A 22779-nucleotide genomic window follows, 5' to 3' on the forward strand; every position below is an offset into this window, starting at 1 on the left:
ATCAAGTTTTGCCGGATGCAACCGATATCCCGAAGGTATGGCGTAGAACCGGTACGTCAGTCTCACAGCCGTAGAACCATTGGAGCCTCCCGTGCGCCAGCGTTATTTAGCCCTGCTCAGTATGTTTGCCAGCCTGCCGGCCATGGCGTTGACTTTCCAGACCCGTCTGGAAAGCATCGAATGGAAGGTGGAAGGGGACAAATTCGAGTGTCGGCTGACTCAGCCGATCACCGACTTCGGTGCCGGCGAGTTCGTGCGACGCGCGGGCGAGCAGGCGATTTTCCGGCTCAAGTCCAATAACCACCTGTTCGGCGGCGGTTCGGCGACCCTGCTGGCCGCGGCGGCGCCCTGGCAGCCCGGGCGCGGCGACATCAACCTGGGCTCGGTGAAAATCGGCAATGGCGATGTGCTGTTCAACAGTTCCCAGGGCCAGGCCGGCGGCCTGTTCCATGGGCTGCTCGAAGGCCGTAGCCCGTTGGTCCGTCACTATTCCCGTGAGGGCGGGGTTTCCGAGGTGCGCCTGTTGCCGGTGAAGTTCAACCAGGCCTACAGCGACTTCCAGAGCTGTACCGCCAAGCTGCTGCCGAAGAATTTCGAGCAGATCAAGCAGGCCGAGGTCGGTTTTCCGGATGGCGGCATCGAGCTCAACGCCCAGGCCAAGGCCCAATTGCAGGTGATGCTGGACTTCATGAAGGCCGATCCGACCGTCAATCACATCGAGCTCGACGGCCATTCGGACAACAGCGGCAACCGCCTGACCAACCGCGACCTGTCACGTCGACGTGCGCTGGCGGTGATGGATTTCTTCAAGGCGGCCGGTATTCCGGAGTCGCAGATCGTCATGCGTTTCCATGGCGAGCGTTACCCGCTGGTGCCCAACACCAATCCCGCCAACCGGGCGAAGAACCGTCGGGTCAACATCCACCTTGAACGTGCCCCGGAGGCTCCCGCCGCACCCGCTCCCGCCGCGGCAGCGCCCGCTGCGCCGACGCCCGAGAAGCCAGCCGAAAAGCCGGCACCGACCGCAGCGGCTGGCAGTGCGGCGAAAACTTCCTGAAACGGCTGTTCTCGTCGCGCTCCCGACAGTATCTGTCGCATTGACATCCTTGGCTGTCGCGCCTCTGTAAAACCACGAACCGGGTCGGTAGAATCGGGCCTTTCCGTACAACCCCCCGTGGAGTGATGGCATGGCCGACGTAAAAAAGGTCGTTCTCGCGTATTCCGGCGGCCTGGACACTTCGGTGATCCTCAAGTGGCTGCAAGATACTTATAACTGTGAAGTGGTGACCTTCACCGCTGACCTGGGTCAGGGCGAAGAGGTCGAGCCGGCTCGTGCCAAGGCGCAGGCCATGGGCGTCAAAGAGATCTATATCGACGACCTGCGCGAAGAGTTCGTACGCGATTTCGTCTTCCCGATGTTCCGTGCCAACACCGTCTACGAAGGCGAGTACCTGCTGGGTACTTCCATCGCGCGTCCGCTGATCGCCAAGCGCCTGATCGAAATCGCCAACGAAACCGGCGCCGACGCCATTTCCCACGGAGCCACCGGCAAGGGTAACGACCAGGTGCGTTTCGAGCTGGGCGCCTACGCGCTCAAGCCGGGTGTGAAAGTGATCGCTCCGTGGCGCGAATGGGACCTGCTGTCCCGTGAGAAACTGATGGATTACGCTGAAAAGCACGCCATCCCGATCGAACGTCATGGCAAGAAGAAATCGCCGTACTCGATGGATGCCAACCTGCTGCACATCTCCTATGAAGGCGGCGTGCTGGAAGACACCTGGACCGAGCACGAAGAAGACATGTGGCGTTGGACCGTCTCCCCGGAGAACGCTCCCGACAAGCCGCAGTATCTGGAACTGACCTACCGCAACGGCGACATCGTTGCGCTGGATGGCGTCGAAATGACCCCGGCCACCGTGCTGGCGACCCTGAACCGTATCGGTGGCGCACACGGTATCGGTCGTCTCGACATCGTCGAGAACCGCTACGTGGGCATGAAGTCCCGCGGCTGCTACGAAACCCCTGGCGGTACCATCATGCTGCGCGCGCACCGGGCGATCGAGTCGATCACCCTGGACCGCGAAGTCGCTCACCTCAAGGATGAGCTGATGGCCAAGTACGCCAGCCTGATCTACACCGGCTACTGGTGGAGCCCTGAGCGTCTGATGCTGCAACAGATGATCGACGCTTCGCAGGTTCACGTGAACGGCGTGGTTCGCCTGAAGCTGTACAAGGGCAACGTGATCGTGACCGGCCGCAAGTCCGACGAGTCGTTGTTCGATGCCAACATCGCAACCTTCGAGGAAGATGGCGGCGCCTACAACCAGGCCGATGCTGCCGGCTTCATCAAGCTCAACGCGTTGCGCATGCGCATTGCCGCGAACAAGGGCCGCAAGCTGTTCTGATCCAGTGCCTGCCTGAAAAGAACCCGGCCATGCAGGCCGGGTTTTTTTTGCGTCGTGAACAGTAGGCGGAGTGCGCCTCGGGGGCATCTTCTCGTTCGGCCTGCTGGTTGAGGTATGCGGCGGGAGAGATAAGGCTGATCTGGCGCGAACAGGCGGTGCCAGGGGTCAATCCGGGTGCTCCTCCCGTTGATGGTGGAGCCCGAAGCGGTAGTTCTTCGCCAGTTCCCACACCTGGCGCACACTCAACTCCAGCGTCTGGGCAATCTCCTGGGCGGTGTATCCCAATGCCGCGTAGTGCATGGCATGGCCGGCGATCACGTCATCATCCTGCAGGTCGCCAACGTCCGGCTGGGGATGGCGGTACCTCCTGGCAGCCGCCAACGGGCGTCGCTGGGCGATTTTCAGCCCCTGATCCCGGGCCATTCTTTTTATTTCTTCCTTGTTCATCTTCAACGAATATTGCAAGGCATAAATGCCTGCGCCCTTCGTTATCAGGTCTTTCAGAAGTTCAACTTTCTTTGTGTAGTCCTCCTCTGTTTCAGTGGTTTTTTCCGAACAGCCTGCTGCTGTTCGATTGTTGGTGGGTGACTCTTTTTTTGCGCTGGTATCTATCGTTCCACCGCTTTTGATGAACTCGCTGATGGCCAGTTCCAGTTCGTGAGGTTTACAGGGAGTGTTCTCTTTGTTTATTTTTGCGTTTTTCATAATATATAGCCTGCTCGTGGAAGTGGATAGGCTGTAATGGATTTTCCTGCGAGGGGACCGGGTCGAGGCGGTTCCTGTTTTCAAAAAAGCTAGCGGGAGAAATTTTTGCCTGCAAGGGAAAAGCATGTTGCTCAGTTGCCGGTAACTTTTTCGGTTGGCAAGTTTTAATGTTTTGGTAAGCGTTCTTTTGGTGATGTAGTCCGTTTCTTTAAGTTGAGGTTGGTGTGGACGTAAATTGTCTTGGTGCTGTTTTGTTATGATTTTTTTTGAATGTTTTTAATTATCCTTTTGCAAAGATTTATCTGGTACCGGAGCACAGTCTTTTCTGTCGGGCCTCGCCGAGGCTCGTCCAGCCGGGTTCCTGATTGACAGATAAACGCTTTTTGGCCGAGCTTGTGTCATCAAATGATAAACATGTTTATTGCGTGGCCCAGGCCCTGGCGCGACATCGATTCAGGTGTGACGGTCGACTGTGGTGCCCGAGGCAAGGCCGGTTGGCACTGGAAACGGTCTTGTGAGAGGGCGCGTGGGGGGTTGCCGCAGGTGAGTGGGTTATTTCTTGTTGCAGAAAACCAATAGACATTCAATGCCTGGTATCTCTAAGGTTGATGTGTAATAAGCAAGGTGTCGTGAGTCGTATGTTTGTTCATTTTGTTTATTGGTTTCTTTTTCCGCTTCATGAGGCGATATCCATGCAGCGAGCCAGGGGCTTGTAGCGCAGAATCTCCGAATGGGGGCGTCATCACCTCGTTCCTGAAAACGGTACTTTTCTTGTGGTGCTTTTTTTGTAGGGCAATTCCTTGTTGTTTGTAGGGAAGGTCTTTGGCTGATACTGCCTGGGGTAGGTGCTATGCCCAGGAGGTTGTGACTAGGCTATTGTGCTGATTCTGAAAATTCGAACAGCGAAATTTGGACTTGCCCATGAATAAAGTGCTGATCGTGGATGATCATCCCGTCATTCGTCTTGCCGTACGTATGCTGATGGAACGGCATGGATACGAAGTCATCGCGGAGACGGATAACGGCGTGGACGCCTTGCAACTGGCGCGAGAGCATACGCCGGACATAGTTATACTCGATATAGGAATTCCCAAGCTGGATGGGCTTGAAGTGATTGCCCGTCTAACTTCCATGGGGCTCTCTTTCAAGGTGCTGGTGCTGACTTCGCAGGCTCCCGGTCATTTCTCCATGCGTTGCATGCAGGCGGGAGCTGCCGGTTACGTGTGCAAGCAGCAGGACCTGACCGAGATGCTCAGCGCCATCAAGGCCGTTCTTTCCGGCTACAGTTATTTCCCCAACCAGGCATTGCATACCGTGCGTTCCAGCATGGGCAATGCCAGTGAGGCGGATATGGTCAACCGGTTGTCCGGCCGCGAGATGATGGTGCTGCAACAACTGGCCAGGGGGAAGAGCAACAAGGAAATCGCTGATGGCATGTTCCTGAGCAACAAGACCGTGAGTACCTACAAGACACGTCTGCTGTTGAAGCTGAATGCCCGTTCCCTGGTCGACCTGATCGAACTCGCCCAGCGTAATGGTCTGGTTTGATCGCCGTTCCGGCAGTGTGGGGGAGGCGTTGGCAAGGTCAGAGTGATGAGGGCGGGACGACATGCCTGTCGTCATAGCCAAAAGCCTCCGAACAGGAGGCTTTTGATGAGAGGGGCACGTTACTACAGGTCGAAATCGTAATCAGCCAGCTGCTTTTGCAGGCGGCGTTCTTCCAGCAGGTTGTCGATGGTACGACGCTTGCTCAGATTGGTCTTCGCCACCTCTACTTGAGGCTCCGTTTCGTCCGGATCGACCTGCATCAGGTCGTCCTCTATATCCAGCGCTTCTTTATCGGTACTCATAAAGTCAACTCCGGGCTAAGACTGCCGTTGGCGCTCCTTATATCGATAATTAACGATCGGGTAAAAAAGATTTTTTCAATCGACTTATCAATAATAGTAATGGAGGCTCAATCGTCGGATGTCTTGTGCTTGTATTCGCACAGATCCTCGATTCGGCAACTGCCACAGCGCGGCTTTCGGGCCTGGCAAACGTAGCGGCCGAGCAGGATCAGCCAATGATGGGAGTCGAGCAGGTACTGTTTAGGCACGAATTTCATCAATTGTTTTTCCACTTCCAGCACGTTCTTCCCGGGTGCCAGCCCCGTGCGGTTGCTGACCCGGAAAATATGCGTGTCGACCGCCATGGTCGGCTGCCGGAAGGCGGTATTGAGCACCACGTTGGCGGTCTTGCGGCCAACCCCGGGTAATGCCTCCAGGGCTTCACGGGTTTGCGGCACCTCGCTGCCATGCAGCTCGATCAGCCGTCGGCAGGTTTCGATGACGTTTTTTGCCTTGCTGTTATACAGGCCGATGGTCTTGATGTACTCGGACAGCCCTTCGACCCCCAGCGCGTAGATCGCTTCGGGGGTATTGGCGACCGGGTACAGCCGAGCCGTCGCCTTGTTCACGCCGACGTCGGTGGCCTGGGCGGAAAGAATCACGGCAATCAGCAACTCGAACGGTGACGAGTACGCCAGTTCGGTCTTGGGTTCCGGATTGTCTTCGTGGAGCCGACGGAAAATTTCCAGGCGTTTGGCGGCATTCATGGGGCAGTCATTTCCTTGGAAGCACTCGGTGTGAGGTTGAACGCAGGGTCCAGGCTTGTTTCAGGGCCAGCAGCAGACCGAGCAGGAGAAACGCCCCTGGCATCAGCCCGGCCAGGCGCAAGCCGCTCGCTGCGGCGAATACCCTGACAGGCTCTGGGGGCGCCGAGCCGATCCACCATTGCAGGTGGGCGAACAGCGTGCCGTCCGCCAGCAGTTCGCGCAGCAGCCCCAGGCAGATCGACAGGGCGCCGAAGCCGGCGAACAGATGAATATTCTCTCTCAACCCGCCTGCGCGGAAAAAGCCCAGATGTTCCAGCGCCAGGCATTGCACGCCAAGCAGGGCCAGGTAGAAGCCAAGGGCCTGCTGCAATTCCCAGGACCAGACCTGCAGTCCCAGCGAGACCAGGCTGGCGCTGGCAGCGGCGAGCAGGGTCTGCGCCGGCCACGCCAGGCCTGGATTGAGCCAGGGTTTCAGGGCGCGGCTCGATGCGCCATAGAGTACGGCCACCAGCAGGCTTGCCAGCCACAGGGACGCGGCCTTGATCAGCGAGTCGCTGGCTCCGAGCAGGGGGGCAAGCATCAATGAGCCGGGCAGCAGCGTGCTTCTATTCATTGGTCCGGCTCTCCCAGCAGTTGCCCGCGGTGCTCGTCGAAGTAGCGCAGGGCGTCATGGGTCGCATCGACCGCCGCCCGCGAGGTGATCGTGGCACCGGCCATCTGGTCGAACTGGCCACCGTCCCTTTTCAGCTTCCACGCCGTGTCGGGAGTATCCGTGCGTGACTTGCCGAGAAAGGTGCCCAGCCAGGCGCCGCCGTCCTCGGCGATCCTGGCACCCAGCCCGGGCGTTTCCCGCTGCGACAGGGTTTTCACGCCCAGCAGTCTGCCGTTCGTGTCGATACCGACCAGCAATTCGAGCGGCCCACCGTAACCCCGGGTTCTGCTCTGGAACACGATGGCCACCGGCTTTCCGTGCAGCCGCATCCGATAGCCTTGAGTCAGGCTGCTATGGGCCAGCTCACTGGCGTCCAATGCCAGCGACTGGCGCTCGTATTCACCGGGCGGGAGCACCTGGGACAGCGCTCGCGTCTGGACTGCCAGTTGCTGCGCCTGGATGCGCGGTGTCACCTGTCGCTGCAGCTCCCAGACCAGGCCCGCAAGCAGCGCTGCCAGGGCGATCACCATCACCAGCGAGCCGGTTCTGTTCATGGCGTGCTGCGCTCGTCACGAGGGACCGACCAGCGCTCCAGCGCCGGCACCGCCAGGTTCATCAACAGCACGGCGAAGGCCACGCCATCGGGGTATGCACCCCAGGTGCGGATAAGGTAGGTGAGCAGCCCGACCCCGGCACCAAACAGCAGGCGGGCCCTGGCACCAGAAGGGCCTGAGACCGGTTCGGTGACGATGAAGAAGGCTGCGAGCATGGTCGCGCCGCTCAACAGGTGAAACAGCGGCGAGCCGTTGGAATCCGAACCGCTGCCGTTCCAGCCGATCAGGCTGGCGAGGAACAGACCCGCCAGCATCCCGACCGGGGCATGCCAACTGAAAACCTTCTGTTTCAACAGCAACAGGCCGCCGGCGAGAAAGGCCAGGTTGACCCACTCGGTGCCCTTGCCGCCCCAACGGCCGAAAGCGGCATGGCTGGCGAACAGTTCTTCCATGGTCAGGCTTTTATTGAGCCGCAGGCTGTCGAGGGCGGTCGCCTGGGCCCAGGCGTCGGGCTGGCCGGGCAGATGCAGGCCGAATACCTGCTGCAGGCCGCCGAGCAGGTCCAGCCCATGGGGCGCCGGCCAGTGTGTCATCGGCTGCGGGAAACTCACCAGCGCCAGTGCATAACCGAGCATCGCCGGGTTGAAGGGATTCCTGCCGATGCCGCCGTACAGGTGCTTGCCCGCCAGCAGGGCGCCAGCGCTGGCGAACACCGCCAGCCACCACGGCGCGTAGGGTGGCAGCGCCAGGCCGAGAAGGGTGGCGCTGACCAGCGCGCTGCCGTCCTGCAACGCGGGCCGCAGCGGACGTGCGCGCAGCCGCAGCACAGCGGCTTCGGTCAGCAGTGCGGTGCTCGCGCACAGCAGCAGATTGATCGGCACGCCCCAGCCATACAGCCCGAACAGCACCAGCGCGCCGGGCAACGTGGCGAGCAGCACCCACTGCATGGCCTGTCGGATGCGCCTGTCCGGCTGGTCAGGGCGCAACATGGGCATTGACCTGGCGCTGGGCCTCCTCGAGCCTGCGTTGGGCGTCGCTCAGCTCCTGTGCCGAGGTATCAGGGCGGCGCTGCAGTTTGCCAAGTTCGGCACGGGCATAGGCCAGTTCAGTTTTAAGGGCCCTGAGCTGCTGATCGATCGGCCTTTTTTCGATACGAACCAGATCGGGGGCCGGCTTCCCGGAGGCATCCTCGGCGGCATGCAGGTCGCGCTCGGCCTGTGCGAGCGCGGCGCTGAGGAGGGCGACCTGCTCGGCTGGCGCCGCATTCGCCTCGGCCTTCTTCAACTCGGCGCGGCGCATGGCCAGCTGGATCTTGGCGCGCTTGAGTTCGGCATCCTGGGGCATCGCGGGCGCCGGGTTGGCGGCAGCGGCGCTTTCCAGGCGGGCAAGGGCCAGCTCCGCGGCTTCGAACTGTTGCTGCAGCACCACCAGTTGTGCGGCCTGCTCGGCAGTCGGTGGATGGCCGAAGGCCTTCAGGGATTTGTTCAATTGCGCACGGCTCATGGCCACGTCGATCCTGGCCTTTTTCAGCGCGGCATCGGAGTCCAGGGCCTTTTGCGCCTTGACCCGTTCCAGGGCGGCCTTGACCGGATCGTTCGCCGTGTGGTCGGTTTGCGCCGGGCGCGCCGCCCTGGCCTGGCGCTCGGCATTGCGTCGTTGTTCCTCGCCCTGCAGCCGGGCGTTGTGCCGGTCGAAGCGGCGCCGGGCGCGGGCGCGTTTTTCGCTGCGAGCCTGCTGTTGCCCGGCGTCATGGGCCAACCCGCCGATAATGGGGACGACATTGGCCGGCAGCGGGCGCATTTCGATGCAGTCCACCGGACAGGGCGCCACGCACAGATCGCAACCGGTGCATTCGTCGAGGATGACCGTGTGCATCAGCTTGGCGGCACCGACGATGGCGTCCACCGGGCAGGCCTGGATGCACTTGGTGCAGCCGATGCACTCGGCTTCGCGGATGAACGCGACCTGGGCCGGTGCGGTGCCGCGTTCCGTATCCAGTTCCAGGACCGGTACGCGCAACAGGCTGGCCAGGGCGGCGATGGTTTCACTGCCGCCCGGCGGGCATTTGTTGATCGCTTCACCGTTGGCGATGCCTTCGGCGTAGGGTTTGCAGCCCTGATGGCCGCATTTGCCGCATTGGGTCTGCGGCAGCAGCGCGTCGATGTGTTGAATCAGACTCATGACTTGAACAGTCCGTTGAAACCGAGAAAGGCCAGGGCCATGAGGCCGGCGCTGATCAGTTCGATCGGCAGCCCGCGAAACGGCAGGGGCACTTCTTCATGATAGGTACGCCGGCGCAGGTCGTGGAACAAGACCAGGACCAGCCAGAAACCCAGGCCGCCACCCAGGCTCGACAGCGCCGCCTGCCCTGGGCCGTGGTCGTCCTGCGTGGCGATCAGGGCCACGCCGAGAATGCCGGCGTTGGTCAGCAGCAGCGGCCACAGCCGTTCGAACGGCAGGTCGGGCAGCCAGCGCGCCAGCAGCTTCAGGCTCGGGCCGATCAGGGCGAAGCTGATGGGCAGGAACACCAATACTTGCAAGGCGCCCAACTGCAGCGGCAGCAATACCAGGTGATAGAGGCCATGGTTCAGCAGGGTGGCGACCAGCATCACCCAGGTGGTGGCGATGCCCAGGGCATGCAGCCGGCGGCGCTCGCCCCGGGTGTCCTGCAGCAACGGATCGACGCCCAGCGGCCAGTGCAACACGACGTTGTTGATCAGGGCGGCGCTGACGAGGGTGAGAAGGAGGTCGGTCATTGATCGTGCCGGGCAAGCGTATGGCGTGAATTATCCGGCAAGCGAACGGGCCGTACTAGCTATGAAACGTCGCGGGCCACGAAGATCGTGGCCCGCGAGGTCAGGCAGGACAGCGTTACTTGATCCGCTGGCCAGGCTTGGCACCGCTGTCCGGGCTCAGCAGGTAGATTTCCTCGCCGCCGGGGCCTGCGGCCATGACCATGCCCTCGGAGATGCCGAAACGCATTTTGCGCGGCTTGAGGTTGGCGATCATCATGGTCAGGCGACCTTCCAGCTCGGCCGGGTTCGGATAGGCGCTCTTGATTCCGGAGAACACGTTGCGCTGTTCGTCACCGATGTCCAGGGTCAGGCGCAGCAGCTTGTCCGCACCCTCGACCGCCTCGGCCTTGACGATCAGCGCGACGCGCAGATCGACTGCGGCGAACGTGTCGAATTCGATCTCCGGCGACAGCGGGTCCTTGGCCAGTTCGCCGTTGCCCTTCGGCGCGGCGCTGCCGGTGTCGGTCTGGCTGGCGGCGAGATCTTCCTTCGAAGCGTCGGTCATCGCCTGCACTTTTGCCGGGTCGATACGGGTCATCAGCGGCTTGAACGCGTTCAGTTGATGGTTGGCCAGCAGGTTGGCGTGATCGTTCCAGGTCAGCGGCGGGACGTTGAGGAACGCCTCGGCATCGGCGGCCAGCAGCGGCAGCACCGGCTTGAGGAAGATGATCAACTGGCGGAACAGGTTGATACCCGCGGCGCAGACGGCCTGGACTTCATCCTGCTTGCCTTCCTGCTTGGCCAGGGCCCATGGCGCCTTGTCGGCGATCCAGGCGTTGGCGCGGTCGGCCAGGGCCATGATCTCGCGCATGGCGCGGGCGAAGTCGCGGCTCTCGTAGGCATCGGCGATGCTCGGGGCCGCGGCGCGGAAGGCCTCGGTCAGCTCGGGAGCGGCATCGCCCGCGACCAGCACACCGGCGTTGCCCTTGTGGATGAAACCGGCGCAACGGCTGGCGATGTTCACCACCTTGCCGACCAGGTCCGAGTTGACCTTCTGCACGAAGTCGTCGAGGTTCAGGTCGAGGTCGTCGACGCCCTTGCCCAGCTTGGACGCGTAGTAGTAGCGCAGGTACTCGGGCGACAGGTGGTCGAGGTAGGTCCGGGCCTTGATGAAGGTGCCGCGGGACTTGGACATCTTCTGGCCGTTGACGGTCAGGTAGCCGTGCACGTTGATCCCGGTAGGCTTGCGGTAGCCCGCGCCTTCGAGCATCGCCGGCCAGAACAGGGCGTGGAAGTTGACGATGTCCTTGCCGATGAAGTGGTACAGCTCGGCCTTGGAGTCCTTGCCCCAGAACGCGTCGAAGTCCAGCTCCGGACGGCGGGCGCAGAGATTCTTGAAGCTGGCCATGTAGCCGATCGGTGCGTCCAGCCACACGTAGAAGTACTTGCCCGGCTCATCCGGGATCTCGAAGCCGAAGTATGGCGCGTCACGGGAGATGTCCCACTCCTGCAGGCCGCTGTCCAGCCATTCGGCGATCTTGTTCGCCACGGCATCCTGCAGCGTGCCGCTGCGGGTCCAGCCTTGCAGCATGGCCTGGAAGTCCGGCAGCTTGAAGAAGAAGTGCTGGGATTCCTTCAGTACCGGCGTGGCGCCAGAAATCGCCGACTTCGGATCCTTCAGGTCGGTCGGGGCGTAGGTGGCACCGCATTTTTCGCAGTTGTCGCCGTACTGGTCCTCGGTGCCGCATTTCGGGCAGGTGCCCTTGATGAAGCGATCGGCCAGGAACATCTGCTTTTCCGGGTCGAAATACTGGGTGATCGCCCGGTTGGCGATGTGCCCCGCGTCGCGCAGGCGCAGGTAGATCTGCGTCGACAGCTCGCGGTTCTCCTCGGCGTGGGTCGAGTGGAAGTTGTCGAAGTCGACCAGGAAATCGGCGAAGTCGCTGCTGTGTTCGAGCTGGACGTTGGCGATCAGTTGTTCCGGCGTGATCCCTTCCTTCTCGGCGCGCAGCATGATGGCCGAGCCATGGGCGTCGTCAGCGCAGACATAGATGCATTGGTTGCCGCGGTGCTTCTGGAAACGCACCCACATGTCGGTCTGGACATACTCGACCATGTGGCCGAGGTGGATGGAACCATTGGCATAGGGCAGGGCGCTGGTGACGAGAATCTGGCGTGGCTCGGACATGGGGCTCGGCTACTTGAAGTGAAACGGAGACCGGACACTATAAAGCGCCGGGAAATATATTTCACCTGTGGCGGTTTCCCCCTCGTAGCCGCGACAAATCAATGTCTGGCATGTCGCATCGGCCCAGAACGGTTACGATAGCCGTCTGTTTCACTCAGCCTTTTTCGGGAGTTGCCCATGAGCGCAGTCAATCGCGCAGCGGTGGAGGCCGTCCTTCGCCAGTACACCGATCCTTATCTGAACCAGGACCCGCTCAGCGCCGGGTGCGTGAAGGCCATCGACATCCAGGCAGACCGCGTCAGCGTCCGCCTCGAACTGGGTTATGCCGCCGGGCTGTTCAAGAACGGCTGGGCGCAGATGCTGCAACTGGCTATCGAAGGCCTGGACGGCGTGGCCTCGGCCAGGGTCGAGATCGACTGCGTGATTGCCGCCCACAAGGCCCAGGCGCAGATCCCGGGGCTGGCCAACGTGAAGAACGTGGTGGCGGTGGCGTCCGGCAAGGGCGGGGTGGGCAAGTCGACCACCGCCGCCAACCTGGCCCTGGCGCTGGCCCGCGAAGGGGCCCGGGTGGGGATTCTCGATGCGGATATCTACGGCCCGAGCCAGGGCGTGATGTTCGGGATCGCCGAGGGCACACGGCCGAAAATCAAGGAGCAGAAGTGGTTCGTGCCGATCGAATCGCTGGGCGTGGAAGTCATGTCCATGGCCTTCCTGACCGATGACAACACGCCGATGGTCTGGCGTGGGCCGATGGTCTCCGGCGCCCTGCTGCAACTGGTGACCCAGACCGACTGGGGCAACCTGGACTACCTGGTGATCGACATGCCGCCGGGCACCGGCGATATCCAGCTGACCCTGGCGCAGAAGGTCCCGGTGGCCGGCTCGGTTATCGTCACCACCCCGCAGGACCTGGCCCTGCTCGATGCGAAGAAGGGCGTGGAGATGTTCCGCAAGGTGAACATTCCGGTGCTGGGTGTGGTGGAAAACATGGCGGTGCACATCTGCTCGAACTGTGGCCATGCCGAGCACCTGTTCGGCGAGGGCGGTGGCGAGAAGCTGGCCTCGCAGTACGGCGTCGAGTTGCTGGCCTCGCTGCCGTTGTCGATGGTCATCCGCGAGCAGGCCGACGGCGGCAAGCCGACCGTGGCGGCCGAGCCGGATGGGCAGATCGCCATGGTCTATCAGGAACTGGCGCGCCATGTGGGCGCGCGGATCGTGCTGCAGGAAGCGGCAAGCCAGGCGTTGCCGAACATCACCATCAGCGACGACTGACCGGTAGGGTTGCTTGTGCTGGGCTGTCCGCCCAGCACAAGCAACCTTCGGCGCGGCCCGGGAAAACATCCGGGCACAAAAAAGCCCCGCATCTCGTCAGAGAGCGGGGCTTTCTACTGAATCAACAGAAGTTAGATAACTTCTACTTCTTCAGCTTGCATGCCTTTCTGGCCGCGGGTAGCGACGAAAGAAACCTGCTGGCCTTCTTTCAGGGTCTTGAAACCGTCAGCCTTGATAGCTTTGAAGTGTACGAACAGGTCGTCACCGGATTGTGGGGTGATGAAGCCGAAGCCTTTTTCATCGTTGAACCACTTGACGGTACCGGTTTGGCGGTTAGACATTTGATGTCTCCTTGGACAAAGTTAACTGCGGCTCAGGAAACGCCCTGGCCGAGACTGAGTGCAAAGAGCAGGAAAAATTCTTGGAGATGGTTGGATCGAAATTCAACATCGTGGAGAGATTCTCAGTGACACAAGCAGCACAGTGATGCCACCTTAACCCTTTTTCCAGAACGTGCCAATGGTCTTTGCCAAGGTTTCGCCTATTTCGTGACTGACGGTGTCCCGGCCGGCCAGCAGGCGCCCGCCACAAAGGTTTTTGCGGGGTTTGGCGGGGGGATCCGGGGCAGCTATTTTGTGGCAAATCGAGCCCGGACTTTGAACCGGGCGATGCGCCCCGGTAAGATGCCGGGCAGAATTTCTCCACCTCGCTATTCAGGACACCCGCCATGAGCATCAAATCGGACAAGTGGATTCGCCGCATGGCGCAAGAGCACGGCATGATCGAACCCTTCGTCGAGCGCCAGATGCGTGGCGAAGGCGCCGATCGGCTGATTTCCTTCGGCGTGTCGAGCTATGGCTACGACGTGCGTTGCGCCGACGAGTTCAAGGTGTTCACCAACATCAACTCGGCGACCGTCGATCCGAAGAACTTCGACGCCGGCAGCTTCGTCGATATCAAGAGCGATGTCTGCATCATCCCGCCGAACTCCTTCGCCCTGGCCCGTACCGTCGAGTACTTCCGCATTCCACGCAACGTGCTGACCATCTGCCTGGGCAAGAGCACCTACGCGCGCTGCGGGATCATCGTCAACGTGACCCCGCTGGAACCGGAGTGGGAAGGCCACGTGACCCTCGAGTTCTCCAACACCACCACCTTGCCGGCGAAGATCTACGCCAATGAAGGCGTGGCGCAGATGCTGTTCCTGGAGTCCGACGAGGAGTGCGAAGTCTCCTACAAGGACCGCGGCGGCAAGTATCAGGGCCAGCGTGGCGTGACCCTGCCGCGCACCTGACGAAGGGCGGCAAGTCCGAGGGAATTCCTGGGCGCCGGTGCACTCTACAGAGTGTACCGTCCTGGTTGGCGCAAGGCTGGCCGGGCCATTTCGCCCAGGAGTCACCCATGAAGATCGATCCAAGCATCAGTGCCGAACTGGCAAGACTGGAACCCAATCAAGTGGGCCTGCTGGCCTGGTCGTTGCTCGCCCACCCACAGACCCTGATGGGCGGCATTCCCGGCCAGCCCGAACCCGATACCCCCAACGAACAGCCCACCGAGCCGGGCGAACCGGTCTTGCCCGACGAACCGCCACCGGCTCCGGTCGCCTGATCCGTGCCCCACTGGACGGCCGCGTGCTGTCCAGGGGTCGCCTGTTCCAGTCCTTGCAGGTAGTCTGCGCCAGTGCCATCAACGCGCACTCACGGATATCAGACAATAAGAAGGGCTGCCCATGACGTTTTCCATTCCCCTGGGATTTTCCCGGCTCCTGCTGGCGGCGCTGCTGGTCGCCGCCCCGTTGGCCGAGGCTGCCGAGCTGGCGCAGGCTGCTGCGCCGGTGCAGGTGGTCGGTCGGCTCGACCGGATCATCCAGCAGGGTGTACTGCGAGTTGGCACCACGGGTGACTATAAGCCCTTCAGCTACAAGAGTGGCGAGCATTTCATCGGCCTGGACATCGAGCTGGCACAGGAGCTGGCGCAATCGATGGGGGCGAAGCTGCAGTTGGTGCCGACGACCTGGCCGACGCTGATGAACGATTTGCAGGCGGACCACTTCGACCTGGCGATCAGTGGCATCTCGGTGAACATGGAGCGCCAGAGAAAGGCATTTTTTTCACAGCCCTACCAGCGTGACGGCAAGACCCCGATCACCCTGTGCTCCCGCCAGCAGGCCTTCCAGACCCTGGAGCAGATCGACCGGCCGCAGGTGACGGCCATCGTCAATCCGGGAGGTACCAACGAGAAATTCGCCCGGGCCAATCTGAAACAGGCGCGGATCGTCGTGCATGACGACAACGTCACCATCTTCCAGCAGATCGTCGACGGCAAGGCCGACCTGATGATGACCGACGCGGTGGAGACACGCCTGCAGGAGAAGCTGCACCCGCAGTTATGCGCGGTGCATCCGGACCAGCCGTTCGATTTTTCCGAGAAGGCGGTGCTGTTGCCACGGGACATCGTGCTTAAACAGTACGTTGACCAGTGGTTGCACCAGGACATGGAAAGCGGGCGGTTCGCCAAGCGCATGCAGAAGTGGCTGGCCTACCCATGGCAGGCCGCCCATAACTGAGGCAGAGCGTGATGGCCTCTTCGCGGGCAAGCCACGCTCCTACAGTATTGCGCCGTACACGTATTCCGGGCATGGCAGCAACCCCTGTAGGAGCGTGGCTTGCCCGCGAACAGGCCCTCAGGCCCTGCGCAATTACTTGAGGTTACCGCTGAGGAACTGCCGCAGCCGCTCGCTCTGCGGGTTGCCCAGCACGTCCTCGGGGGCTCCCTGCTCCTCCACCAGCCCCTGGTGCAGGAACAGCACCTGGCTCGATACCTTGCGGGCAAAGCTCATTTCGTGGGTGACCATGATCATCGTCCGGCCTTCCTCGGCCAGCCCCTGGATCACCTTCAGCACTTCGCCCACCAGTTCCGGGTCGAGCGCCGAGGTCGGTTCGTCGAACAGCATCACTTCCGGTTCCATCGCCAGCGCCCGGGCGATTGCCACCCGCTGTTGCTGGCCTCCGGAGAGAAACGCCGGGTACTGCTCGGCGACCCGCGCCGGCAGGCCGACCTTGTCCAGGTAGCGGCGGGCCCGGTCCTCGGCCTCCTTGCGATCGACGCCCAGCACCCGGCGCGGCGCCATGGTGATGTTTTCCAGCACGCTCATGTGGCTCCACAGGTTGAAGTGCTGGAACACCATCGCCAGGCGGGTACGGATGCGTTGCAACTCGGCTTCGTCGGCGACGCGCATGCCGTTTCGGTCGCTGACCATGCGGATCGCCTGGCCGTCCAGGGTCATGGCACCGTCGTTGGGCGTTTCCAGGAAGTTGATGCAGCGCAGGAAGGTGCTCTTGCCCGAACCGCTGGCGCCGATCAGGCTGATCACATCGCCCGTCCTGGCCTTGAGCGAGACGCCCTTGAGCACCTCGTGGTTGCCATAGCTCTTGTGCAGGCCTTCAATGGTCAGTTTGTACATGGGTACCTCAAGGAGAAAGTAGATAGCCGCTGCGATAGGCTTCGTGGCCGGCGACATGGGCGATGACCATGCCGGCGGTCGCCATGCGGCGCAGCGAACGGGCATAGAGCAGGCCCGCGGTGGCGCTGTGAACAGGGGTGACCCGGTCGCTGATCGGGTCGATGACTTCGGCGATCAGTTGCCCGGCTGCCAGGTGCTGGCCCGGCAGGGCATGGAATACCAGCAGGCCGCCGAATGGCGTGGCTACCGGTTCGACCCCGGCCAGCGGCGTCGCCGGATAACGCAGTGCCGGCAGTGGCGCGATCTCGCCTTCGATCACCCCGAAGTGGCCCAGGTAGTCGAGGATCGCCTTGCAGTCCTGGCTCGCCAGCGGGTGGGTGACATCACCCTGGCCGCGCAATTCGACGGTCACCGAAAAGCTGCCCATGGGCATCGCGAAGCGCTCGCCGAAGCGTTGCTGCAGGTCCCACCAGAGCAGGGTGAAACACTCGTCGAAGGACTGGCCGCCGGAGTCGGTCGCCAGCAGGCTGGCCTCGGAACCGATATAGCGGGCCAGCGGCTCGACCTGCGGCCAGGCCTCGGGCGTGGTGTAGAGGTGGGTGACGGCCTCGAAGTCGCAATGCAGGTCGAGCACCATGTCGGCATCGCAGGCGATCCGTTGCAGTGCCAGTCGCTGGGATTGCAGTTGGGTGGCCGGGACTTCCGCCGCCAGCGCCGTTTTCAGTTCGCGCCGGATCAGCCACAGGTTGTGTCGCGGATCATCGTTGAGCAGGGGCTCGACGCGGTTGCCGATTTCCTCGCTGAGGTCGACGAACCAGCGGTTGAAGTTCTGCCCGCTTTCCAGCTCGTAGCGTCCCAGGGGCACGTCCATCAGCACCTGTTCCAGGCCGATCGGGTTGGCCACCGGTACCAGCACGATCTCGCCCCGCAGGCGGCCGGCCTGCTCCAGCTCTGCCAGGCGCTGCTTGAGGTGCCAGGCGACCAGCATGCCGGGCAGTTCGTCGGCGTGCAGCGAAGACTGGATATAGACCTTGCGTTCGGCCTGTTCCGGGCCGAAGTGGAAACTGTGGATCTGACGTGCGGTGCCCGGTACGGGCGCCAGCAGGTCATGAGTGACATGACGCATGGGCAAGTCCTAATGGGCCGGGCCGAGGAAGGCCAGCCAGCGGCGTTCGGCCAGCCGGAACAGGCCGACCAGGGTAAAGGTGATCGCCAGGTAGATCACCGCGGCGATGCCGAACGACTGGAAGGTCATGTAGGTCGCCGAGTTGGCGTCCCGGGCGATCTTCAGGATATCGGGAATGGTCGCGGTGAAGGCCACCGTGGTCGAGTGCAGCATCAGGATCACTTCGTTGCTGTAGTACGGCAGCGAGCGGCGCAGGGCCGACGGCATGATCACGTAGGCGTAGAGCTTCCAGCCGGTGAGGCCATAGGCCTTGGCCGCCTCGACCTCGCCATGGTTCATGCTGCGGATCGCCCCGGCGAAGATCTCCGTGGTGTAGGCGCAGGTGTTCAGGGCGAAGGCGAGGATGGTGCAGTTCATCGCATCGCGGAAGAACGAGTTGAGCAACGGCTGGTTGCGTACGGCCTCCAGGCTGTAGATCCCGGTGTAGCAGATCAGCAACTGGATATACAGCGGCGTACCGCGGAACAGGTAGGTGTAGAACTCCACCGGCCAGCGGATGCGGCGCTTGGGCGAGACCCGGGCGATCGACAGCGGGATCGACAGCAGGAAACCGATGAAGATCGAGGCGCTGAGCAACCACAGGGTCATGGCCAGGCCGGTGATGTGCTGGCCGTCGCTGTAGAGGAACGGGCGCCAGTATTGTTCGAGCAGTTCGATCATCGCACGGCCTCCCGGGCACCGGCGGCATAACGCCGTTCAAGCCAGCGCAGGACATAGTTCGAGGCACTGGTGATCAGCAGGTAGATCAGGGCGGCGAGCACCAGGAAGTAGAACAGTTGATAGGTGCTCTTGCCCGCATCCTGGGCGGCCTTGACCAGGTCGGCCAGGCCGATGATCGAAACCAGCGCGGTGGCCTTGAGGATCACCATCCAGTTGTTGCCGATTCCCGGCAGGGCGAAGCGCATCATCTGCGGGAAGGTCACGAAGCGAAAGCGCTGGGCCCGGGTGAGACCGTAGGCGGTGGCGGCTTCGAGCTGTCCGCGCGGCACGGCGAGAATCGCGCCACGGAAGGTTTCGGTGAAATAGGCGCCGTAGATGAAACCCAGGGTAATGACCCCGGCGGCGAACGGGTCGATCTCGATGTATTCCCAGTCCATCGCATCGGTCAGGCTGGAGAGCCAGGTTTGCAGGCTGTAGAAGATCAGCAGCATCAGTACCAGGTCGGGTACCCCGCGGATCAGCGTGGTGTAGATCTGCGCCGGCAGGCGCAGCAGGCCGATGCTGGAAAGCTTGGCACTGGCGCCGAGCAGGCCGAGCAGCACGCTCACCAGCAGCGACAGTATCGATAATTTGATGGTCATCCAGGTGCCTTGCAGCAGGATCGGGCCAAAGCCCTTCAAGCTGAAGGCGGAGAGCCCCAGGGTGTGCAGGAGGTTGTCGAACATGAACGTGTGCCTTTGGCCGTCAAGAAAGCGCCCCCTTTTGCAGGGGGCGCCCAGGGGATCACTTCCCGCTATACAGATTCAGGTCGCCAAAGTGCTTCTTCTGGATTTCGGCGTATTTGCCGTCCTTGTGTAACGCTTCGATACCTTTGTCCAGCAAAGCCTTGAGGTCCTTGTTACCTTTTTTGATACCGATCGCGGTTTTCGATGGCAGCAGCGGATCGTCGATCGCCTTGCTGACTTCGTAGCCGGCGCCGGCTGGCGACTTCAGGAAGCCCAGTTCGGCCTGGAGCATGTCCTGTACCGAGGCGTCGAGACGGCCGGAAGTCAGGTCGGCGTAGACCTGGTCCTGGTTGGCGTAGGCCTTGGTGGTTACCCCGGCCTTGTCCAGCACGGCCTTGGCGTAGGCTTCCTGGATGGTGCCTTGCTCGTAGCCCACGGTCTTGCCCTTGAGGGATTCGGGGGTGGAGTAGTTCGCCCCTTTCTTGAACACCAGGGAGGTCGGGCCGGAGAACAGCTCGCTGGAGAAGTCGATGGCTTTCTGGCGGGTTTCGGTCACGGTCATCGACGAGATCACACCGTCGAACTTGTTGGCATTGAGGCCTGGAATCATGCCGTCGAAGTCGCTTTCGACCCATTTGCATTTGACTTTCAGCTCGGCGCAGATGGCGTTGCCCAGGTCGATGTCGAAGCCGACCAGGCTGCCGTCAGCGGCCTTGGATTCGAAGGGCGCGTAGGACGGGTCCACGCCGAAGCGCAGTTCCTTGTATTCCTTGGCCATGGCGACGCCTGCGCCCATGCAGAGAGCCAGTGCGGAAAGGGTCAGCAATGCTTTTTTCATTATTTAATCCCTGAAGACCAGAATGAGCGCTTGTGGCGCACTAAGTACTGTTACTGGAACGCGTATGACCGGATAAAAGTAGCAATTTCCGAACCATAGTCCCGAACAAGCGTTTCAAAAGGTAGGAATATGGCTATAAGCCAGCTCATCATGCCCGAAATCGGGCAGCAAAAAACTGGTGCACTCTATTGGTGCGAAAAATCCTGCAAGTGAGAACGTTCCCGGTCCTGGGGTGAGTGGCTTTGGGAGCCGGGTAGCCCGAGGTGGCCCTGCGGGCGTACTCGTGGATGAGCCGGGGCGCCGACGGTCCGGCACCCCGATATCATCCGCGAAGGGCTGACGCTACTTGCCCGGTGTCAGGGTCAGGCGACTGCTGCCGTAGGCCTTGTCGAGGTTCTGCGGCTGCATCGGGAAACTGACGTACTGGGCCTTCAGCCAGGCATCGAGGCCATTGGCGTAGTAAGGGCTGGCCGGGTTGCCGGACTGGCCCGGGCTCTGCTGGCCGGTCATCGGTTCGAGCTGGCCGAAGTCGACGATCATCCGCACGGCCGGCGCCAGGATGGTCTCGAAGTCGCTACCGCCCCACAGGTAGGCCGTGGTGTTCAGGGTGGTGTGATCGCCACCGACCTGAACCGGGCCACGCAGGCTCTGGCCGCTGGCGTTCTTCCATTCGAGACGGTGCAGCTTGCCCCATTGCCAGGCCTTGCGGTCGCCGCCCAACTGGCTGTCGCCGGCGCTGATCGCCGCCGCCAGGCTACGGGCGAGGATCGCCGGCTTGTCTTCCTTCTGCGGGGTGCGGCTGTCATCCCAGAACGGGCTGTCCTCGCGCCCCAGCAGGTGATCGGCCTGGGCCGAGTAGGACAGCCGGCCGTTGGCGATGAAGGCCTGCCATGCCGGGCTGTTCTCCGGGCCGAGCTTGTCGAGGAAGATCTGCTTCATGCTTTCCTGCAGGAACAGCTCGTACAGCGCGGCGTCGGCCGAAACCGGGCTGAGCCTGCCATCGAACGCCATCAGCCGGCTGAGGGCTTCCCGCGCCTTGGCGCGTTCGGCCTCGGGCAGGGCATCGATGGCCTGCTTGAGGGGCTGGGCCATGCCCGGAGCCTCGAACATCCGCTTCAGCTTGTCGGCGAAGGTGGTGCTCTGGTCGTACTGCATGGCGGTGGTGCTGCGGCTGTCCTGCTTGCCGGCGCTGGCCAGTTGCGCCAGGCGTTCGCCACGCTCCGGGTAGTACCAGGAGTTGGACAACTGCATGCCGTAGCCCTTGGCCGCCGTGCGCTGGTTGGCGGTGCCGAGCCAGCCTTGCGGCGGGGTCTGGTCGTAGGGGTGGAGCATCGCGTCGGCATAACCGTCCCAGTCGAAGCGGCTGTCCCAGCCCGGCGACGGCAACAGGCCTTCGCCTTCGCGACGGTTCGGGTAGCGGCCGGTGACCTGCCAGCCGATGTTGCTGGCGTCGGCGAAGATCATGTTCAGGGCGATGGCGCGGATTTCCCGGCTGGCGTCGGAGGCTTTCTCGGCGTTCTGGGCGCGGGACAGGTCGAAGAACGCGTCGAGGCTCCTGTCGTCCTTGAGCGGCGCGGTCTGCAGGGCCAGGCCATAACCGCCGGCCAGCGGTGCATCGCCCAGGGCGCTGTTGAGCAGCGGGCCGTGGCGGGTTTCGTAGACGGTCTCGCGGATCGAGCGCTGGCCCTTGATGAAGTAGGTTTCGTTGCGCACGAGCGCCGGCAGCCATTTGCCGTCGGCTTCGTAGTACAGGGCGTTGCCCTGGCGCTTGAGCTTCTCGAGGAACAGGTCCTGGCTGTCGCCCGGTACCGCCGCCAGGCTCCAGGCGACCTTGCCGTTGAAACCGCTGAGGATGGCCGGCAGGCCGGCGACCGAGAGGCCGGCGGCCTGGTACTTGGGCGCGCGGATCTGCACGTAGTTCCAGGCGGCGCTGGCGTTGGTCGGTTGCTGCAGATCGGCGGCCAGCAGGCTCTTGCCGCTGCGGCTGCGCTGCGGGGCGATGGCCCAGTTGGTCGAGGTGCCGGCGCCGAAACCGTTCAGCGCGCTGACTTGCGCCGAAGCCTTGTCGACCGCGGCCAGCCCGGCGATCTGGCTCAGGGCCACGCCCTTGAGCTTGTCCGCCTCGGCCTGTGGCAGCGGTTCGTCGGGAGCGGTCGGGGTCAGCCAGGCGAGTTTGTCGATTCCGACTTTCTGGGCGATGACCAGCGAGGAGATCTCTTCCGGCAGGTTGGCCGACAGCTGGAAGTTCAGCAGGCAGAAAATCAGTGCGGAATCTTCCGGCTTCCAGTATTCGGGCAGGTAGCCGGTGCTGGCCAGATCCGGCGGCAGCTTGTCGCGGTAGCGGAACAGGTAGGCGTTGACGCCCCGCGCGTAGACCTCGAAGAAACGCTTGAGGCGTGGCGAGGCGGCGTTGTACAGCTCGCCGGCGCTTTTCTTCAGGTTGACCGCGCGCATGAACCGGTCGGTATCCAGGGCCTGGGCGCCGTTCATCTCGGCCAGGCGGCCCTGGGCCAGCAGGCGCAGGGTGACCATCTGGGTGATACGGTCGCTGGCGTGGACATAACCCAGGGTGAACAGTGCGTCATGGAAGCTGCTGCTTTCGATCAGCGGCATGCCCAGGCTGTTGCGGCGCACCGAAACGTTCTGTGCCAGGCCCTTGATCGGCTGCACGCCGGAGGTCGGCGGCAGGCTGTCCCGGGCGTTCCAGGATTGGCAGCCGGCCAGGCCGAGCAGGCCCGCCACGGCGGCGGCGACGCCACATTTTTTGAAGAAGAGAGGGTAGGCTGGCGAGGCCATGGCA

General features: G+C 62.4%; 23 protein-coding genes. 7 read left to right on the plus strand and 16 right to left on the minus strand.

Annotation, left to right across the window (positions count from 1 at the left end; genetic code table 11):
• Positions 1 to 91: 91 nt before the first annotated feature.
• Both ACM62G_RS18050 and ACM62G_RS18055 read left to right on the plus strand, forming a co-directional pair.
• Positions 92 to 1057, plus strand: a complete 966-nt coding sequence (locus tag ACM62G_RS18050; RefSeq protein ID WP_419735281.1) for a flagellar protein MotY — start codon at positions 92 to 94, stop codon at positions 1055 to 1057.
• Between the two features lie 130 nt (positions 1058 to 1187).
• Entirely contained in the window at positions 1188 to 2405 is a 1218-nt protein-coding gene (locus ACM62G_RS18055; RefSeq protein WP_054061663.1) for an argininosuccinate synthase, read from the plus strand.
• A gap of 165 nt (positions 2406 to 2570) precedes the next feature.
• Here the strand turns inward: ACM62G_RS18055 and ACM62G_RS18060 are convergent, their stop codons facing one another.
• Positions 2571 to 3110, minus strand: coding sequence for a hypothetical protein (locus ACM62G_RS18060; RefSeq protein WP_419735282.1), 540 nt, complete (start codon positions 3108 to 3110; stop codon positions 2571 to 2573).
• A gap of 921 nt (positions 3111 to 4031) precedes the next feature.
• On the opposite strand from ACM62G_RS18060, the gene ACM62G_RS18065 reads away from it, so the two are divergent.
• Complete coding sequence (locus ACM62G_RS18065) at positions 4032 to 4658, plus strand: response regulator transcription factor (protein ID WP_010445030.1); 627 nt, start codon at positions 4032 to 4034, stop codon at positions 4656 to 4658.
• Positions 4659 to 4780: 122 nt separating this feature from the next.
• On the opposite strand, the gene ACM62G_RS18070 is transcribed toward ACM62G_RS18065, so the two are convergent.
• The 8 genes from ACM62G_RS18070 to metG form a co-directional block, all read right to left on the minus strand.
• Positions 4781 to 4960 (minus strand): PA3496 family putative envelope integrity protein, encoded by a 180-nt coding sequence (locus tag ACM62G_RS18070; protein WP_054057487.1) that lies wholly within the window; start codon positions 4958 to 4960, stop codon positions 4781 to 4783.
• A gap of 107 nt (positions 4961 to 5067) precedes the next feature.
• On the minus strand, positions 5068 to 5706 hold the full coding sequence (nth, locus tag ACM62G_RS18075; RefSeq protein WP_054057488.1) for an endonuclease III: 639 nt from the start codon (positions 5704 to 5706) through the stop codon (positions 5068 to 5070).
• 7 nt (positions 5707 to 5713) lie between these two features.
• Positions 5714 to 6319, minus strand: coding sequence for an Rnf-Nqr domain containing protein (locus tag ACM62G_RS18080; RefSeq protein ID WP_419735283.1), 606 nt, complete (start codon positions 6317 to 6319; stop codon positions 5714 to 5716).
• On the minus strand, positions 6316 to 6912 hold the full coding sequence (locus ACM62G_RS18085) for an RnfABCDGE type electron transport complex subunit G (protein ID WP_419735284.1): 597 nt from the start codon (positions 6910 to 6912) through the stop codon (positions 6316 to 6318). The genes ACM62G_RS18080 and ACM62G_RS18085 overlap by 4 nt, the downstream gene beginning before the upstream one ends.
• The gene (locus ACM62G_RS18090) at positions 6909 to 7901 is read right to left on the minus strand and encodes an RnfABCDGE type electron transport complex subunit D (RefSeq protein ID WP_419735285.1); all 993 of its coding nucleotides are present in this window, start codon (positions 7899 to 7901) and stop codon (positions 6909 to 6911) included. Before ACM62G_RS18090 ends, ACM62G_RS18085 begins: the two co-directional genes overlap by 4 nt.
• Complete coding sequence (gene rsxB, locus ACM62G_RS18095) at positions 7888 to 9093, minus strand: electron transport complex subunit RsxB (RefSeq protein ID WP_419735286.1); 1206 nt, start codon at positions 9091 to 9093, stop codon at positions 7888 to 7890. Before rsxB ends, ACM62G_RS18090 begins: the two co-directional genes overlap by 14 nt.
• On the minus strand, positions 9090 to 9668 hold the full coding sequence (locus ACM62G_RS18100) for an electron transport complex protein RnfA (RefSeq protein ID WP_419735287.1): 579 nt from the start codon (positions 9666 to 9668) through the stop codon (positions 9090 to 9092). Before ACM62G_RS18100 ends, rsxB begins: the two co-directional genes overlap by 4 nt.
• A 115-nt stretch (positions 9669 to 9783) precedes the next feature.
• Positions 9784 to 11835, minus strand: coding sequence for a methionine--tRNA ligase (metG, locus tag ACM62G_RS18105; protein ID WP_054061657.1), 2052 nt, complete (start codon positions 11833 to 11835; stop codon positions 9784 to 9786).
• A gap of 177 nt (positions 11836 to 12012) precedes the next feature.
• On the opposite strand from metG, the gene apbC reads away from it, so the two are divergent.
• On the plus strand, positions 12013 to 13107 hold the full coding sequence (gene apbC, locus ACM62G_RS18110) for an iron-sulfur cluster carrier protein ApbC (protein ID WP_054056611.1): 1095 nt from the start codon (positions 12013 to 12015) through the stop codon (positions 13105 to 13107).
• A 131-nt stretch (positions 13108 to 13238) separates the two neighbouring features.
• Here apbC and ACM62G_RS18115 read toward each other — a convergent pair whose 3' ends face one another.
• On the minus strand, positions 13239 to 13448 hold the full coding sequence (locus ACM62G_RS18115) for a cold-shock protein (protein ID WP_054056612.1): 210 nt from the start codon (positions 13446 to 13448) through the stop codon (positions 13239 to 13241).
• Positions 13449 to 13834: 386 nt separating this feature from the next.
• Here ACM62G_RS18115 and dcd point away from each other — a divergent pair, with 386 nt between their 5' ends.
• The 3 genes from dcd (at position 13835) to ACM62G_RS18130 (ending at position 15673) form a co-directional block, all read left to right on the plus strand.
• Complete coding sequence (dcd, locus tag ACM62G_RS18120) at positions 13835 to 14401, plus strand: dCTP deaminase (protein ID WP_010445012.1); 567 nt, start codon at positions 13835 to 13837, stop codon at positions 14399 to 14401.
• Between the two features lie 107 nt (positions 14402 to 14508).
• Positions 14509 to 14715 (plus strand): hypothetical protein, encoded by a 207-nt coding sequence (locus ACM62G_RS18125; protein WP_017902779.1) that lies wholly within the window; start codon positions 14509 to 14511, stop codon positions 14713 to 14715.
• 121 nt (positions 14716 to 14836) lie between these two features.
• On the plus strand, positions 14837 to 15673 hold the full coding sequence (locus tag ACM62G_RS18130) for a transporter substrate-binding domain-containing protein (RefSeq protein ID WP_054056614.1): 837 nt from the start codon (positions 14837 to 14839) through the stop codon (positions 15671 to 15673).
• Positions 15674 to 15805: 132 nt separating this feature from the next.
• On the opposite strand, the gene ACM62G_RS18135 is transcribed toward ACM62G_RS18130, so the two are convergent.
• The 6 genes from ACM62G_RS18135 to ACM62G_RS18160 all read right to left on the minus strand — a co-directional run bounded on the left by ACM62G_RS18135 (position 15806) and on the right by ACM62G_RS18160 (position 22775).
• Positions 15806 to 16570, minus strand: a complete 765-nt coding sequence (locus tag ACM62G_RS18135) for an ABC transporter ATP-binding protein (protein ID WP_054061655.1) — start codon at positions 16568 to 16570, stop codon at positions 15806 to 15808.
• A 7-nt stretch (positions 16571 to 16577) separates the two neighbouring features.
• Entirely contained in the window at positions 16578 to 17696 is a 1119-nt protein-coding gene (locus ACM62G_RS18140; RefSeq protein WP_419735288.1) for a succinylglutamate desuccinylase/aspartoacylase family protein, read from the minus strand.
• A 9-nt stretch (positions 17697 to 17705) separates the two neighbouring features.
• Positions 17706 to 18416 (minus strand): ABC transporter permease, encoded by a 711-nt coding sequence (locus tag ACM62G_RS18145; protein WP_054056617.1) that lies wholly within the window; start codon positions 18414 to 18416, stop codon positions 17706 to 17708.
• The gene (locus ACM62G_RS18150) at positions 18413 to 19141 is read right to left on the minus strand and encodes an ABC transporter permease (RefSeq protein ID WP_054056618.1); all 729 of its coding nucleotides are present in this window, start codon (positions 19139 to 19141) and stop codon (positions 18413 to 18415) included. Before ACM62G_RS18150 ends, ACM62G_RS18145 begins: the two co-directional genes overlap by 4 nt.
• A gap of 58 nt (positions 19142 to 19199) precedes the next feature.
• Complete coding sequence (locus tag ACM62G_RS18155) at positions 19200 to 19979, minus strand: transporter substrate-binding domain-containing protein (protein WP_054056619.1); 780 nt, start codon at positions 19977 to 19979, stop codon at positions 19200 to 19202.
• Between the two features lie 342 nt (positions 19980 to 20321).
• Entirely contained in the window at positions 20322 to 22775 is a 2454-nt protein-coding gene (locus ACM62G_RS18160) for a penicillin acylase family protein (RefSeq protein WP_419735289.1), read from the minus strand.
• Positions 22776 to 22779 lie beyond the last annotated feature (4 nt).

It is taken from the genome of Pseudomonas sp. COR18 (genome assembly GCF_048568395.1).
Classification (GTDB): domain Bacteria; phylum Pseudomonadota; class Gammaproteobacteria; order Pseudomonadales; family Pseudomonadaceae; genus Aquipseudomonas; species Aquipseudomonas fuscovaginae_B.